At 60.3% G+C, this 13,937-nt stretch carries 9 protein-coding genes; all 9 read left to right on the top strand.

Translation table 11 applies throughout. The annotated features are described in order from the left end of the window. Positions 1 to 16 precede the first annotated feature (16 nt). The gene (locus I2E13_RS01915; RefSeq protein ID WP_195404038.1) at positions 17 to 1,501 is read left to right on the top strand and encodes a UxaA family hydrolase; all 1,485 of its coding nucleotides are present in this window, start codon (positions 17 to 19) and stop codon (positions 1,499 to 1,501) included. A gap of 355 nt (positions 1,502 to 1,856) precedes the next feature. Further along, positions 1,857 to 3,416 carry an MFS transporter gene (locus I2E13_RS01910; RefSeq protein ID WP_117848131.1) on the top strand — a complete coding sequence of 520 codons (1,560 nt, stop codon included), beginning with the start codon at positions 1,857 to 1,859 and terminating at the stop codon, positions 3,414 to 3,416. Positions 3,417 to 3,531: 115 nt separating this feature from the next. Beyond that, positions 3,532 to 5,127, top strand: a complete 1,596-nt coding sequence (locus I2E13_RS01905; RefSeq protein ID WP_195404037.1) for a glycoside hydrolase family 28 protein — start codon at positions 3,532 to 3,534, stop codon at positions 5,125 to 5,127. A 134-nt stretch (positions 5,128 to 5,261) separates the two neighbouring features. Continuing rightward, entirely contained in the window at positions 5,262 to 7,427 is a 2,166-nt protein-coding gene (locus I2E13_RS01900; RefSeq protein ID WP_195404036.1) for a pectinesterase family protein, read from the top strand. Between the two features lie 69 nt (positions 7,428 to 7,496). Beyond that, positions 7,497 to 8,165 carry an SGNH/GDSL hydrolase family protein gene (locus I2E13_RS01895; protein WP_229057777.1) on the top strand — a complete coding sequence of 223 codons (669 nt, stop codon included), beginning with the start codon at positions 7,497 to 7,499 and terminating at the stop codon, positions 8,163 to 8,165. A gap of 107 nt (positions 8,166 to 8,272) precedes the next feature. Next, positions 8,273 to 9,511 carry a glycoside hydrolase family 88/105 protein gene (locus tag I2E13_RS01890; protein ID WP_195543847.1) on the top strand — a complete coding sequence of 413 codons (1,239 nt, stop codon included), beginning with the start codon at positions 8,273 to 8,275 and terminating at the stop codon, positions 9,509 to 9,511. Position 9,512: 1 nt separating this feature from the next. Beyond that, the gene (locus I2E13_RS01885) at positions 9,513 to 10,418 is read left to right on the top strand and encodes a sugar phosphate isomerase/epimerase family protein (RefSeq protein WP_195404034.1); all 906 of its coding nucleotides are present in this window, start codon (positions 9,513 to 9,515) and stop codon (positions 10,416 to 10,418) included. A gap of 104 nt (positions 10,419 to 10,522) precedes the next feature. Beyond that, a complete protein-coding gene (locus I2E13_RS01880) occupies positions 10,523 to 11,740 on the top strand; it encodes an FAD-dependent oxidoreductase (RefSeq protein WP_195404033.1) in 1,218 nt (405 codons plus the stop codon). A 196-nt stretch (positions 11,741 to 11,936) separates the two neighbouring features. Continuing rightward, a complete protein-coding gene (locus I2E13_RS01875; protein WP_195404032.1) occupies positions 11,937 to 13,886 on the top strand; it encodes an NAD(P)/FAD-dependent oxidoreductase in 1,950 nt (649 codons plus the stop codon). Positions 13,887 to 13,937 lie beyond the last annotated feature (51 nt).

Genomic DNA, 13,937 nt, shown 5'->3' with positions numbered 1-13,937 from the left:
GTTAGGACCATTTGTAATGAATACTATCCAGATCAATCCGGCCGATAACGTGATCGTTGCGCTGTCGCCGCTTGCCAAGGGCACTGCCGTCGCGGTTCCCGGGGTGGGCGAGGTCGTGGCCGTGGAGGATATTCCGCAAGGCCATAAGATGGCGGTGCGCGCGATTGCCGCAGGGGAGGACGTCATCAAGTACGGCCTTCCTATCGGCCATGTGACGGGCGATGTCCAGCCCGGTCAGTGGCTCCACACGCACAATGTGAAGACCAATCTTTCGGGCGAGGTCGAGTACGCCTACAACCCCACGCATCCGGTCGTGGATCCCGTTGAGCCTGAGACCTTTATGGGCTTCCGCCGCGCCGACGGTCGTGCCGCGACGCGTAATGAGCTGTGGATCATCCCCACGGTCGGCTGTGTCAACGAAGTCGCCCGTGCCATGTGTGAGCAGGCCCAGGATCTGGTCGATGGCTCGCTGGAGGGTGTTTACTACTTCCCGCATCCCTTTGGCTGCTCGCAGACCGGCGCCGACCATGTCCAGACGCGTCGTCTGCTGGTGGCGCTCTCGCGTCATCCTAATGCGGCCGGTGTGCTGTTCCTGTCGCTTGGTTGCGAGAACTGCACACACCAGCAGGTGCTCGACGAGCTCGGTGACTTCGATCACGAGCGCGTCCGCTTCCTCACCTGCCAGGACGTTGCCGACGAGCAGGTCGAGGGCCACAAGATTCTGGCCGAGCTGGCAGACCTGGCAAAGCAAGCCAAGCGTGAGCCCATTTTGGCCTCCGAGCTGGTTATTGGTCTTAAGTGCGGCGGCTCCGACGGTCTTTCGGGCATTACCGCCAACCCCACGATCGGTCGCGTGAGCGATATGGTCGTCGCCCGTGGCGGCACGTCGGTGCTTACCGAGGTGCCCGAGATGTTTGGCGCCGAGAGTATTCTGCTCGATCGCTGTGAGAACGAGCAGGTCTTTGGCGCCGCCTCCGACATGCTCAACGGCTTTAAGGGCTACTTTATTAGCCACGGCGAGGTTGTCTACGAGAACCCGAGCCCCGGCAACAAGGACGGAGGTATTACCACGCTCGAGGACAAGAGCTGCGGCTGCGTGCAAAAGGGCGGATCTGCCCCCATCGTCGACGTGCTGCCGTATGCCGGCCAGGCAACTAAACACGGCCTGAACATGCTGTGCGGTCCGGGCAACGACATGGTATCCACCACGGCGTTGACGGCTGCCGGCTGCCACGTGATTCTGTTCTCGACCGGCCGCGGCACACCGTTTGGCGCGCCGGCGCCTACGCTCAAAGTGTTCACCAACCAGCGTTTGTGCGACCACAAGGCCAATTGGATGGACTTTAACGCCGGCGTGATTGCCACGGGTGAGCGCACGCTCGACGAGGCCGCCCGCGATTTGTACCAGCTGGTGCTACAGACGGCGAGCGGTAAGCTCACGAGTGCCGAGCGCCGTGGCTGTCACGAGATCAGTATCTGGAAGGACGGCGTCTGCTTGTAGCGGCAAGTGCGCCCAAGCATAGCGCGATGTCATCGGCCCCGTCGGGAGTGTTCCCGGCGGGGCTTTTTCGTTTCGTGGTTAAGTGAATATGTTGGAAAATCTGATAAACGTTCACCTATCTCATGGCTGTCCAGCATGGCACCCTTACCAGCAGAAAATAGGTGTGATGATCTCAATTGTGTCCGTTCAACGGTAAAAATCGACCGTTCAAGGATATTATTCAAGTGAACGTTCACCTGTCGTAAGCAATCGCGCATAATCTAACTAAACGTTCACCCTGAACGCTGGGCAGACAGATGTCAGTGTGGACTCCAATGTCTTGCTGCAAGACAATCGAGAAAAGAGAGGGAGCTCGATGACTAATAAGATCGGAAAAAAGCGTAAGATCACATTCTGGACGCGCTTGGGCTTTGGTATGGGCGGTATGCTCAATTCCGGTGCCCTGACCTTTACGCACAGCTACATGGTGCTGTTCCTGTCCACGGAGTGTGGCCTGTCCGCAGGCGAGGCTGCACTGATCAGCTCGTTTGCCATCTATGTCAACGCCATTCTTTGCCCGCTGATGGGCTTTGTGGCCGATAACTTCTATGCCACCAAGATCGGCCGCATCTTTGGTCGTCGTCGTTTCTGGATCTTGCTGGCCATCCCGATGATGATCGCCGAGCCGCTCATCTTCGTGGCTACGCCGTTTGGCTTCCCGTACTACTTTGTGCTGTACCTGATCTACAACGTCGCGTACACGTTCTGCACCGCCAACCTGTCGCCGCTTACCATCGAGATGACCGACGACTTTAAGGAGCGTACGTACCTCACCGGCTACAAGCATCTCTTTGGTAACGCCGCCGGCTTCCTGATGGCTGCACTTGTGGGCTTCGGCTTTGGCACCTTCGGCGAGACCAACCCGTTCAGCTACTTCATCATCGCTACGGTCAACGCTTCGGTCATGGCAATCTCGCTGCTTTGTGTGTACCTGTCCACGTGGGAGCACACCCCCGAGGAGGTCGCTCAGGAGAAGATCGAGAGCGTCGGCGAGGGTATCAAGAAGTTCTTTGTGGACGTTATCTCCACCTTCCGCAACAAGTCCTTCCGCAAGGTTCTGTACGCACAGGTCTCCACGAAGCTCGCTGCTGCCTGCTGGTCTGCCTGCCTGTCCTTCTTCATCGTCTACTGCCTGCAGATTCCTAAGTCCTACGAGTCCGTGATGGAGATGCCTGGCAAGGTCGTCGCTATCGTCTGCACCGCCATCTGGGTCGCCCTCATGGCCAAGAAGGGCTTCCACAAGTCTTGGTACCTCGCAAATGTCGGTTGCGCTGCGTGCATCATTGCCTACAACTACTTCGCCTTTGGTCAGATCAACGGCACCTCCACGGTCGCCATCGCCATGATCGCCTACCCCATCATCTTCGCCATCTGGAAGTTCTTCTACGTCGGCTTCCAGTACCTGCCCGATGTTCTGCTCAACTACATCCCCGATGTCGATGAGCTCATCACCCTGCGTCGTCGCGAGGGCATCTACAGCTCCGCGCAGCAGCTCTGCCAGCAGATCGCCCAGGCTATCGCCGTCAACGTGTGGGCTATCGTCCTTGCTGCCTCCGGCTTCATTCAGACCGCCGGCAATAGCGACGCCGTGACCCAGCCCGCTACCGTGCCTCTGTATATCTGCGGCTACATGATCATCGGCTGCGCCGGCTTCTTCCTGCTTGCGGCCGTCCTTGCCCGCGGCATCAAGATCGACAAGGAGCAGTGCGACGTCCTTTGCGACGAGATTCACCGAGTCAAGGAGGGTGGCAAGATGGCCGACGTCAAGCCCGAGGTCAAGGCGCTTTGCGAGGAGCTCTCCGGGTTTAAGTACGAGGACTGCTTTGCCCACAACAACGTTGGCTTCCAGGACGGTAGCGTAACTCCCGCCGAGTAAGGCCGACATATCGTCCAAATCACAGGGCCGTGCCACCGGAATTCCGCCGGCAGGTACGGCCCTTTTTTAACAGCGTACAATTTGCCTTTAGAGCATCTTTTTGAGGGAGAAACCCATGGAGACGAACGTTATCTGGCGCAACGCGCGCGCGGCGGTTATCGAGCTTGACGACGGCGGTTACTTTACCTGCGCCGAGACGTGGGAGATCTTTGTCAACGACGAGCCCGCCGGTACCACGAATACGGTCGAGACCTATGTCGACGGCCTGACCCCCGGCAAGCGCAACCTGGTTCGTTTTGTCTGTGGCGAGCGTGAGCTGAGCGTAGGTGTCACCACGCCGGCTGAGCCCTTTACCATCAACGTTCGCGACTGTGGCGCCAAGGGCGATGCCGAGCATGATGACACCACCAACATCCAGGCTGCCATCATGGCCTGCCCCAAGGGCGGGCGCGTGCTGATCCCCGCCGGCAGTTATCGCATCAAGTCCCTCTTCCTTAAGAGCAATATCAACATCGAGCTCGCCGAGGGGGCGGTGCTGCTGGCCCGCCACGATCGTGCCGCGCTTGCCTACATTCCGGGCACGGTCACGGGCAACGAGGGCGCCGGGTATGCCGGTACCGATATGCTGCCCCTGGGCCGCTGGGAGGGCGAGAGCTTCTCGACCTACTGTTCTACCTTTACGGGTCTGGGCGTGCACGACGTGTGCATCTATGGTCGTGGTGCCATCGACGGTCAGACCGATTTTGCCGAGGATAACTGGTGGAACAAGGACTTTAAGAACATCTTCCGTCCCGAGGAGGGCCGCGAGGTCGCCCGTCCGCGCATGATCTTCCTGTCCGAGTGCCAAAACGTGAGCTTGGCCGGCTTCACCGTCCGCAACAGCCCGGCGTGGAACATCCACCCCACCCTGTGCGAGCACGTCGATGCGCTCTGCCTGTCCATCGAGGGTCCCAAGAACTCCCACAACACCGACGGCTTCGATCCCGAGAGCTGCGGTTTTGTTCGCATCCTTGGTTGTCAGTTCTCAGTGGGTGACGACTGCATCGCCATCAAGAGCGGCAAGCTGGGCATTGAGCCCGAGCTTCGTCCCGCCACGCACGACGTGCTGATCTCTCACTGCTACATGCACGATGGTCACGGCGCCGTGGTCCTGGGTTCAGAGGCTGCCGGCGGCATCAAGGACCTTACCGTGAGCAAGTGCCTCTTTGAGCGCACCGACCGCGGCCTGCGCGTCAAGACCCGCCGCGGGCGCGGCAAGGATGCCGTCAACGAGGGCATTACCTTTGAGCACATTCGCATGGACGAGGTGCTCACGCCCTTCGTGGTCAACTCCTTCTACTTCTGTGACAAGGACGGCAAGACCGATTACGTGCAGTCTCGCGAGGCGCTGCCTGTCGACGACCGCACGCCCGGCTTTGGTGCCACGACGTTTTGCGATATCGAGGCCACCAACTGCCATGCTGCCGCTGCCTACATCACGGGCCTGCCCGAGAGCAAAGTAACGCGCCTGACGTTCCAGGATGTCCACGTTACCTTTGCCGACGATGCCGAGCCCTTTGTGCCGGCCATGGCCTGTGGTGTGGAGCCGATGGTGCGCCAGGGCATCATCGCGCAAAACGTCAAGGTACTCGACCTTCAAAATGTGGTTATTGAGGGCCAGGACGGCGAGGAGCTGCAGCTCCAGAACGTCGACAAGGTTATCCGTGCGTAGGCGTTTGCTCCTAAACAATTAAATTCGGTATGTCGCGGCGCGCGATGGGCAGGGCCTTCCCGACCCATTGCGCGAACTTTTTATATGCCGAAACTGCAACGTAGACGGTCTACGACGAAAGGACGCGGTGACTGATGATGAGTGAGAGACGATTTTTTGAGGTTTCGCCCGAGCGTGCGGGGGCATATCACAGTATCTCTAAGGCCTTGGAGGCAATTGACGAATCCTGTCCGAATGACGGACGGCCGGTGACAATCCATATCGAGCCGGGCGAGTATTGCGAGCGGGTCGAGATTCATCGCTCGCATGTGACGATTGAGGGAGAGACGGCCGACAGCGTGCGTATCGTGGGCAGCCTGGGTGCCAAGATGCCTTCGGAGGACGGCTCGGGCGTCGACGGCACGCTCGGCACGTTTAGGACCTATACCGTTTTGGTCGATGCCGACGACGTACGGCTCGAGAGCCTCACGATCGAAAACGATGCGGGCGATGGGCGCGAGGTCGGTCAAGCGATTGCCCTGTATGCTGATGGCGACCGTCTGGTTGTCGATGCCTGCTGCATTAAGGGACACCAAGACACGCTGTTTTTGGGTCCGCTGCCGCCGCATGAGGCCAAACCGGGCGGGTTTATAGGACCCAAACAGTATGCGCCGCGCCGGGTGGGGCGCCAGTATTTTCGACGTTGCCGGATCGAGGGCGATGTCGACTTTATCTTTGGCGGCGCGCGTGCCTACTTTGAGGGGTGCGAGATTCGCTCGCTCAACCGCGATATGGACGTGAACGGCTACGTGACGGCGGCGTCGACGCCCGAAGGCGAGCCGCACGGCTTTGTTTTCCACGGCTGTTCGTTTACAGCTCCGGATGGCGTGGCACCGGATTCGGTCTACCTGGGCCGTCCTTGGCGCGAATGGGCGCAAACTGCGCTGATCGATTGTTGGCTAGGGCGACATATCAAGCGCGAAGGCTGGTGGGATTGGAATAAACCGGCGGCGCACAACTGCGCGCAGTATGCTGGCGCGATCCTGTATGGGCCGGCGGGCGATACTACCGGCTGGGTGCCGTGGGCGAATGAACTCGATGTGATGGCTGCCGCCGGGTACGCTCGCGAGCAGGTGCTTGCCGGTGTGGATGGCTGGGATCCCGAGGGCGGCGACGGTGATGCGGTGGAGACGGCTGGGCTATCTGCCAATGGTCGCACCGTGCACATCGAGACGTACTGCGAAGACGAGCCTGCGCTACGTGCCCGGCTGAAGCGCGAAGGGCGCTCGGCGGCATTTGCGGGCAAGACTCCTGCAGATTTTGAGGCATGGAAGATTGCGACCAGGACTCGTCTGTACGATGTTTTGGGCCTTTCGCTTATGGACCGCGTCCCGATTGAGATTCGTGAGCTCAGCCGCGTGCGGGTTGCCGGCGGCATTGTGCGTACTCATGCGATGCTGCAGGTTGAGCACGATGTGTGGATGCCGTTTTACCTGTTGGAGCCGTCTCATCCGAAGCTTGATGGACGGGGGCTTAAGCGTTGCTATATCTGCCCGCATGGCCATCAGGGAGCAGGCGCCGCAAGTGTTGCGGGCGTGACGGGCGTGCCGGCGGTCGATGATGCTGTGCGTAAGTTCAATTACGACTACGGTCTGCGTTTGGCGCGTATGGGTTACGTGACCGTCTGCCCCGACGCACGCGGTTGGGGATACCGTCGTGACTGGAAGGGTCAGGGCGATGACGAGAACAGCTACCTGCGCGGAACGTGCCTGAATCAAGCACGTATGGCCGAGCCGCTGGGTCTTACGGTTGCGGGCCTCAACGTCTGGGATAACATGCGCTTGATCGATTACTTGGAGGCGCGCGGTGACATTGCCATGGATGACCTGGGTTGCTTTGGTTTTTCGGGTGGCGGCTACATGACGTTGTACCTGGCCGCACTCGACCCGCGTGTGCGCAAGGCGTTTGTCTCGGGCTATCTGTACGGTGTCGATGATTCGCTGCTGCATCTCAATGGCAATTGCAGCTGCAACTACACGCCCGGACTTTGGCGCTTACTCGACATGGGCGATATTGCCTCGCTCATCGCGCCGCATCCGCTGCTGGTGCAAAGCTGCGAAGAGGATCATCTGAACGGTTCGCGCGGGCTGAAAAATGTTGACGAGCAGCTCGAGATCGTGCGCGATGCCTACAAGTTGCTGGGTCGCAGAGATGGCCTGCGGCACGAGGTGTGTCCGGGTGAACACCATCTGGGCGTGGCACATCTTGCCGAGGATATCGAATGGCTCGATTCGCACGTTGCGGAATGCGCCCGTGCATAGCCCCTCGGCATGCTGCGAATAAACGGTACGTTCCTGTATGACCGTCGATGGGCGGATGAGGAGAAGATTATGGAAACGAAGAGCTTGAATGAATCGACCATTTGCTGCTTTGGCGATTCGACCACCTGGGGCGATAACGGCTGCGGTGGGGGAGGCAACGACATTTCGTGGACCTCGCACTTGGGCGCGCTACTGGGAGGCGCGGTCATCGAGAACTTTGGCATCAAGGGTTCGCGTATCGCCATCAAGGCCGACCGCAGCGATTCGTTTGTCGAGCGCCTGGACGGTATCGACGATGCGGCCGATATCTACATTGTCTTTGGCGGCGTCAACGACTTTAGCCGCAACGTGCCGCTTGGCGAGTTGGGCAGTACCGATGTGCATGAGTTCTACGGTGCGCTCGATTACCTGATCCGCACCATCACGGCACGCTCGCCTCGGGCAAAGCTCGTGTTTATGACGCCGTGCAAGACGAGCGGTAAGCACGAGAAGGATATCCCGGCAAGCGATGAGCTCAATCACCTGGGGTTGACGCAGGTCGCCTACGTGCGGGCGATGCTCGAAGTCTGCGACCGCTACTCGGTTCCGGTGATTGACCTGTATGCGCAAAGTGGTATCAGCCCGTTTTTGCCGGAGCACCGCGAGCTCTATATGCCGGACGGTCTGCACTACAGCCCGGCTGGCTATGAGCGCCTGGCGCATCGCATCGCCGCGGGTCTCACCGCCGTTTGCCGCTAAAAGTCTGCCGTTCGCGAGGAATATAGGATTAACGTTCACCCTATATTCCTCGTTCGCGTTACACTAGGGGTAACGTTCACCTATCGTTTATGTCAGAGGGGACAGCAATGGGCTGCAATCAAATCCTGGACCGTTATATCGAGCAGTTGATCGAAACCTCTACGCCGCAGGCGCCGGCTTGGAATATCGAAAAGATTCGCGCCGGCAAGGAGAACACCTGGAACTATATCGACGGCTGCATGATCAAGGCGCTCATCGAGCTGTACGAGATCACGGGCGAGCAGCGCTACCTGACCTTTGCCGATGACTACATCGATTTCTTTGTCCAGGACGACGGTACCATCAAGCATTACAACCCGCAGGAGTACAACCTCGATAACGTCAATGCGGGCAAGACCCTCTACAAGCTCTATGACCTGGTGGGCAAGCCCAAGTACCGTGCCGCCATGGACACCATCTACCGCCAGCTCGAAACCCAGCCGCGTACCAAAGAGGGCGTGTTTTGGCACAAGGCCGTCTACCCCAACCAGATCTGGCTCGACGGCATGTATATGGCGCAGCCGTTCTACATGCAGTATGAGCTGAGCTTCCACAACCGTCGTGCCTGCTCGGACAGCTTCCATATGTTCCAGGTTGTGCATGACCTGATGCGCAACCCCCTCAACGGTCTGTACTATCACGCTTACGACGCGAGCCGCAAACAGTTCTGGTGCGACCCGGTCACCGGCCTTTCGGCTAACTTCTGGCTGCGCGCCGAGGGCTGGTTTGCCATGGCGCTCATCGACACCTGGGAGCTTATGCCGCCTTCGATGTCGGCCGAGAAGGACGAGATCCGCAAGATGTTCCACGATCTGATCGACGCCATGCTGCCGTATCAGGACGAGAAGACCGGCATGTGGCACCAGGTCATCAACCTGCCCAATATCGCCCCCAACTACCTGGAGGAGTCAGGCAGCGCCATCTTTGCCAACGCCATCATGAAGGGCGTGCGTCTGGGCGTGCTGGGCGAGCGTTACTACCAGTACGGCCGTCGCGCCTTCGATGGCATCTGCGAGACCTGCCTGTCCGAGTATGACGGGCAGCTGGCGCTCGACAACATCTGCCTGGTTGCGGGCCTGGGCAACACCGCGCACCGCGAGGGCACGTTTGATTACTACATGAGCGAGCCCGTGGTCAAAAATGATGCAAAGGGCGTGGCGCCGCTGGTGCTTGCCTATATCGAGACCATGCATCACGACAAGCTGGCCGGTAAGCGCGATCCGCTCGCCCCCTCGGGCGTGTGCTCCATCGAGGACCCGTTTGGCGGATACACCCCGGGCATCAACGCTCATAAGGGATGTGAATAACGTGGGGGCTATTACTCCGGGCGTACGTTTGCACGACCTTCCGCAGGGAACCGTCGAGGAACGCATTCGCATGGCGGGAGAGCTGGGCTTTTCGTGCATTCAGCTGCCGAGCAAGGTGCTCTACGCATCGATGGGGATCGATCGAGGCGGCCTGACCCGCGAACTTGCCGACCATTTGCGTGCGGTGCTCGACGAGGCGGGCGTTTCGGTCGCCGTGCTCGGCTGCTATAAGAATCTGGCGACGCCCGATCGCCAACAGCTCATGGATAACTTTGCCGAGTACGAGGCGTGCTTGAACTTTGCCCAGATGCTCGGCGGATGCCCGGTGGGTACCGAGACCGGTCGCCCCAATGCGCAGAACCGCGTTGCTGACGACCGCACGACTGATGAGGCACTCGAGGCTTTTATGGACGGACTCGCACACGTCTGCGATCGGGCCGAGGCCGTGGGCGGTCAGGTTCTAATTGAGCCCGGTTGGAACGAGACGGTCAACACGCCAGATCGCTGCCGTGAGGTGCTGGAGCGCGTCTCGAGCCCGTCGCTCGGCGTGATCTATGACCCAGTGTCGCTGCTGCACCCCAGCGTCGTTGACGAAGCGCAGGAAATCACCGCGCGCATGCTCTATTTATGCGGCAGCAAGATTCGCGTGCTGCACGCCAAGGATTTTGAGGTCGTTGATAACGAGGACGAAGCCGGTTGGTGCGACGGTACGGGTTCACGTCTGGTGTGTCATGGCGTGGGCGAGACGGGCCGCTATGACTTTGAGCCCGTAGTGGCCTGGGCGGCTGCCGCCTGCCCTGGGATTCCCTGCGTGGTCGAGAACAGTGTGCCGGCGACGGCGGCTGACTGCCTGGCGACACTCGAGCACATGTCCGCTCGCTGCGGGGCTTCGCATCGCGAGTTATAGCATTGGCTTTTGCCGTGTCGGCAGATTGAGATTACCTGTATGGGGGCGGCGGTGAAGGGTCTTTATCGTCGCCCCCATTGGATTGCATTAAAAAGGGGAGTTGCGTGGCTATCCACATTGTCGAAGAGGCGAATCGTTGCCTAGGTTGTAAAAGGGCGTTCTGTCAGCTTAAGGGCTGCCCGGTTCAGACGCCTATTCCGCAGGTCATCGACTTGTTCAAACAGCGCCGTCTAGAAGAGGCGGGCGAGCTGCTGTTCCAGAACAATCCCATGAGCGCGGTCTGCTCTATGGTGTGCAACCATTCGGGCCAGTGCGAGGGTGCTTGCATCCAGGGCCGCAAGGGTACACCCGTGCATTTTTCGAGCATCGAGCACTACATCTCCACAGCGTATTTAGATCGTAAGGAGTGGACGCCCGCGCCGTCGTGCGGCAAACAGGTTGCTGTGGTCGGTTCCGGTCCCGCCGGTATTACCGTGGCCATTAAGATGGCCCAGCTGGGCTGTGCCGTCACGGTATTTGAACAGCGCCCCGAGATCGGCGGTGTGCTGGAATACGGTATCCCCGAGTTCCGCCTGCCCCGTGCGCTCGTGCAAAAGTACCGTCACGTGATGTGCTCGCTTGGCGTGCGCGTGCGCCCCTCGACCACCATTGGTGGCGCGCTGCATATCGACGACCTGCTGCGCGACGGCTACGATGCGGTCTTTGTCGGTACTGGTACCTGGCGAGCTCGAAAGCTGGGTATTCCCGGCGAGTCGCGCGGCAACGTGCTGTTTGGTATCGATTATCTGGTCGATCCCACGAGCGTGGCAATCGGGCAGAACGTGGCGGTTATCGGCGCCGGCAATGTGGCCATGGATGTTGCCCGCACGGCCCTGCGCTCGGGTGCCCGCAAGGTCACTGTGTATGCCCGATCGCGCCATATCTCTGCCATCGATGACGAGGTGGAGCTGACCGAGCTCGATGGTGCCGAGATTGTGCGCGGCAAGGCGATCTGCGCCATCGATGATAACGGTCCGGTGTTCGAGACGGCTATCTTTGACGAGGACAACAACGTGGTGGGCTACGAGGAAGAGCTCGACCACGTGTCCGCCGACACGGTTGTGATTGCGGCGTCTCAGGTGCCCAAGGACAAGCTCGTGCTTACAACGGGCGGTCTGGAGACCGACCATCGCGGCCTGCTTTCGGTCGACGAGCGCGGCATGACCACCGTGCCTGGCGTCTTTGCCGCCGGCGACGTGGTCAACGGCCCGCTCACCGTGGTCCACGCCGTAGCCGGCGCCAAGCTCGCCGTCGAAGGCATGACCAGCTACCTGGGCCTCTAACACATTCCATCCATTAGTTGCGGTGAAATACGGACTGTTTTGGCTGTGAAAAGCCTCGGCTGCCCCGTATTTCACCGCAACTTTTTGGGGTTGAGCAGAGGCTGGGGGAGCGCGCACGGTCGGGTTCTGCGCGGTTGCTGGTACAATAGATACGTCAGCAACTGCCGCCGAGCGGCTCAAATGAAAGGAACCCTATATGGAGTCCTCTGCCTATCCAATGCTCTTTAGCCCGATCAAGGTCGGTATGACCGAGGTCAAGAACCGCGTCTTTATGCCGCCGGTGTCCACCAACCTGGCCGATCATGGCTATGTGACCGATGACTTGGTCGATCATTACCGTGCCCGCGCCAAGGGCGGCGTGGGCCTCATCATCACCGAGGTCGTGACGGTCGAGCCCACCTATACCTATCTGCCGGGTGACATGTGCTGCTACGACGACACGTTTATCCCCGGCTGGGAAAAGCTTGCCGCGGCCGTCCACGAGTATGGCTGCAAGATCATGCCGCAGCTCTTCCACCCCGCCTACATGGCCTTTAACATTCCGGGCACGCCTCGCCTGATCGCTCCGTCCTTTGTGGGCCCGTCTTACGCCCGCGAGGCACCGCGCCCCATCACGGTCGATGAGATTCACGAGCTCACGCATCAGTTTGGCGACGCTGCCGTGCGCATGCAGAAGGCCGGTGTCGATGGCGTCGAGGTCCATGCGGCACACGCCCACGGCATGCTCGGCGGCTTTTTGACCCCGCTCTATAACAAGCGTACCGATGAGTACGGCGGCTCGCTCGACGCCCGCATGCGCTTCTTGCTCGAGGTCATCGCCGAGATTCGCGAGCGCTGCGGCAAGGACTTCATCATCGACGTCCGTATCTCGGGCGACGAGTACACCGATGGTGGTCTGACCCTCAATGACATGATCTACGTCTCGCGTCGCCTGGAGAAGGCCGGCGTCGACATGATCCACGTGTCGGGCGGCACCACCATCAAGCGCGGCTCCGCCATTCCCGCTGCCGGCACGCAGCAGGCCTCGCACGCCGCCTGCTCGCGTGAGATTAAGAAGCACGTGAACATTCCCGTTGCCACGGTCGGCCGCATTAACGAGGCCTGGATCGCCGAGGAGCTGATCGAGGACGGCGCTGCCGACATCTGCATGATGGGCCGCGCCAATCTGTGCGATGCCGAGTTCTGCAATAAGGCCGCTGCCGGCAACGCCGACGACATCCGCCCCTGCATCGGCTGCCTGCGCTGCCTGAACGGCATTATGTTTGGCAAGCGCATCTCCTGCACCGTCAATCCCGATGTGGAGCGCGACGAGGCCGGCTACGAGCCTGCCGCCGAGGCCAAGAACGTACTGGTTGTGGGCGCCGGTCCCGCGGGCATGGAGGCAGCCTACATTGCCGCCAAGCGCGGCCACAACGTGGTGCTCGTGGATAAGCAGGACGAGCCGGGCGGCGAGATGCGCATCGCAGCCGTTCCGCCGGCAAAGCAGGAACTCACCCGCGTGATCAAGTATCAGTATCGTCGTCTGGCCGAATCGGGCGTGAAGTGCGTATTTGGCACCGAGCTTACTGCCGAGGACATTCAGCGTGACTACGCGGGCTACGAGGTCGTCCTGGCTTATGGCGCCGAGCCCATTGCCCCGGCCTTCATGCAGGGCTTTAAGCAGGTTATGACGGCTGACGACCTGCTGGGTGGCAAGGCTTTCCCGGGCAAGAAGATTGTCATCGTCGGCGGCGGCACCGTCGGTTGCGAGACGGCCGACTACCTGGCCCCGCTGGTCAACGACCTGTCGCCCGCCAACCGCGACGTCACCGTCATCGAGATGACCAAGACGCTCGCTGCCAACGAGGGCGGTGCCGGTCGCGCAGTGCTCATCACGCGTATGCTCTCCAAGGGCGTTCACGTGCTGACCGAGGCCAAGGTGACCGAGATCACCGAGGACGCTATCAGCTACGAAAAGGACGGCGAGGTCCACACCATCACCGGTGCCGATACGCTGGTGCTTGCCATGGGCTATCGTCCCAATACCAAGCTGGCCGATGACCTTGCCGCTGCCGGCGTTGCCACCCACGTGCTGGGCGATGCCCAGAAGTGTGGCAACATCCGCGACGCCATCGGCGATGGCTATAAGGTTGCCTGCGAGCTCTAGTCAACCCCTTGGTGCATGGGGCTGACCCCGCGGCACCGGTCGGTAAATAGC

It is taken from the genome of Collinsella aerofaciens (genome assembly GCF_015554145.1).
Taxonomy (GTDB): domain Bacteria; phylum Actinomycetota; class Coriobacteriia; order Coriobacteriales; family Coriobacteriaceae; genus Collinsella; species Collinsella aerofaciens_AA.
This window is presented reverse-complemented; position numbering and strand designations above follow the sequence as displayed.

What these genes read in the sequence shown, in the direction of transcription:
- I2E13_RS01915 (WP_195404038.1), top strand. Translation starts at nt 17, where the DNA reads ATGAATACTATCCAGATCAATCCGGCCGATAACGTGATCGTTGCGCTG.
- I2E13_RS01910 (WP_117848131.1), top strand. Translation starts at nt 1,857, where the DNA reads ATGACTAATAAGATCGGAAAAAAGCGTAAGATCACATTCTGGACGCGC.
- I2E13_RS01905 (WP_195404037.1), top strand. Translation starts at nt 3,532, where the DNA reads ATGGAGACGAACGTTATCTGGCGCAACGCGCGCGCGGCGGTTATCGAG.
- I2E13_RS01900 (WP_195404036.1), top strand. Translation starts at nt 5,262, where the DNA reads ATGATGAGTGAGAGACGATTTTTTGAGGTTTCGCCCGAGCGTGCGGGG.
- I2E13_RS01895 (WP_229057777.1), top strand. Translation starts at nt 7,497, where the DNA reads ATGGAAACGAAGAGCTTGAATGAATCGACCATTTGCTGCTTTGGCGAT.
- I2E13_RS01890 (WP_195543847.1), top strand. Translation starts at nt 8,273, where the DNA reads ATGGGCTGCAATCAAATCCTGGACCGTTATATCGAGCAGTTGATCGAA.
- I2E13_RS01875 (WP_195404032.1), top strand. Translation starts at nt 11,937, where the DNA reads ATGGAGTCCTCTGCCTATCCAATGCTCTTTAGCCCGATCAAGGTCGGT.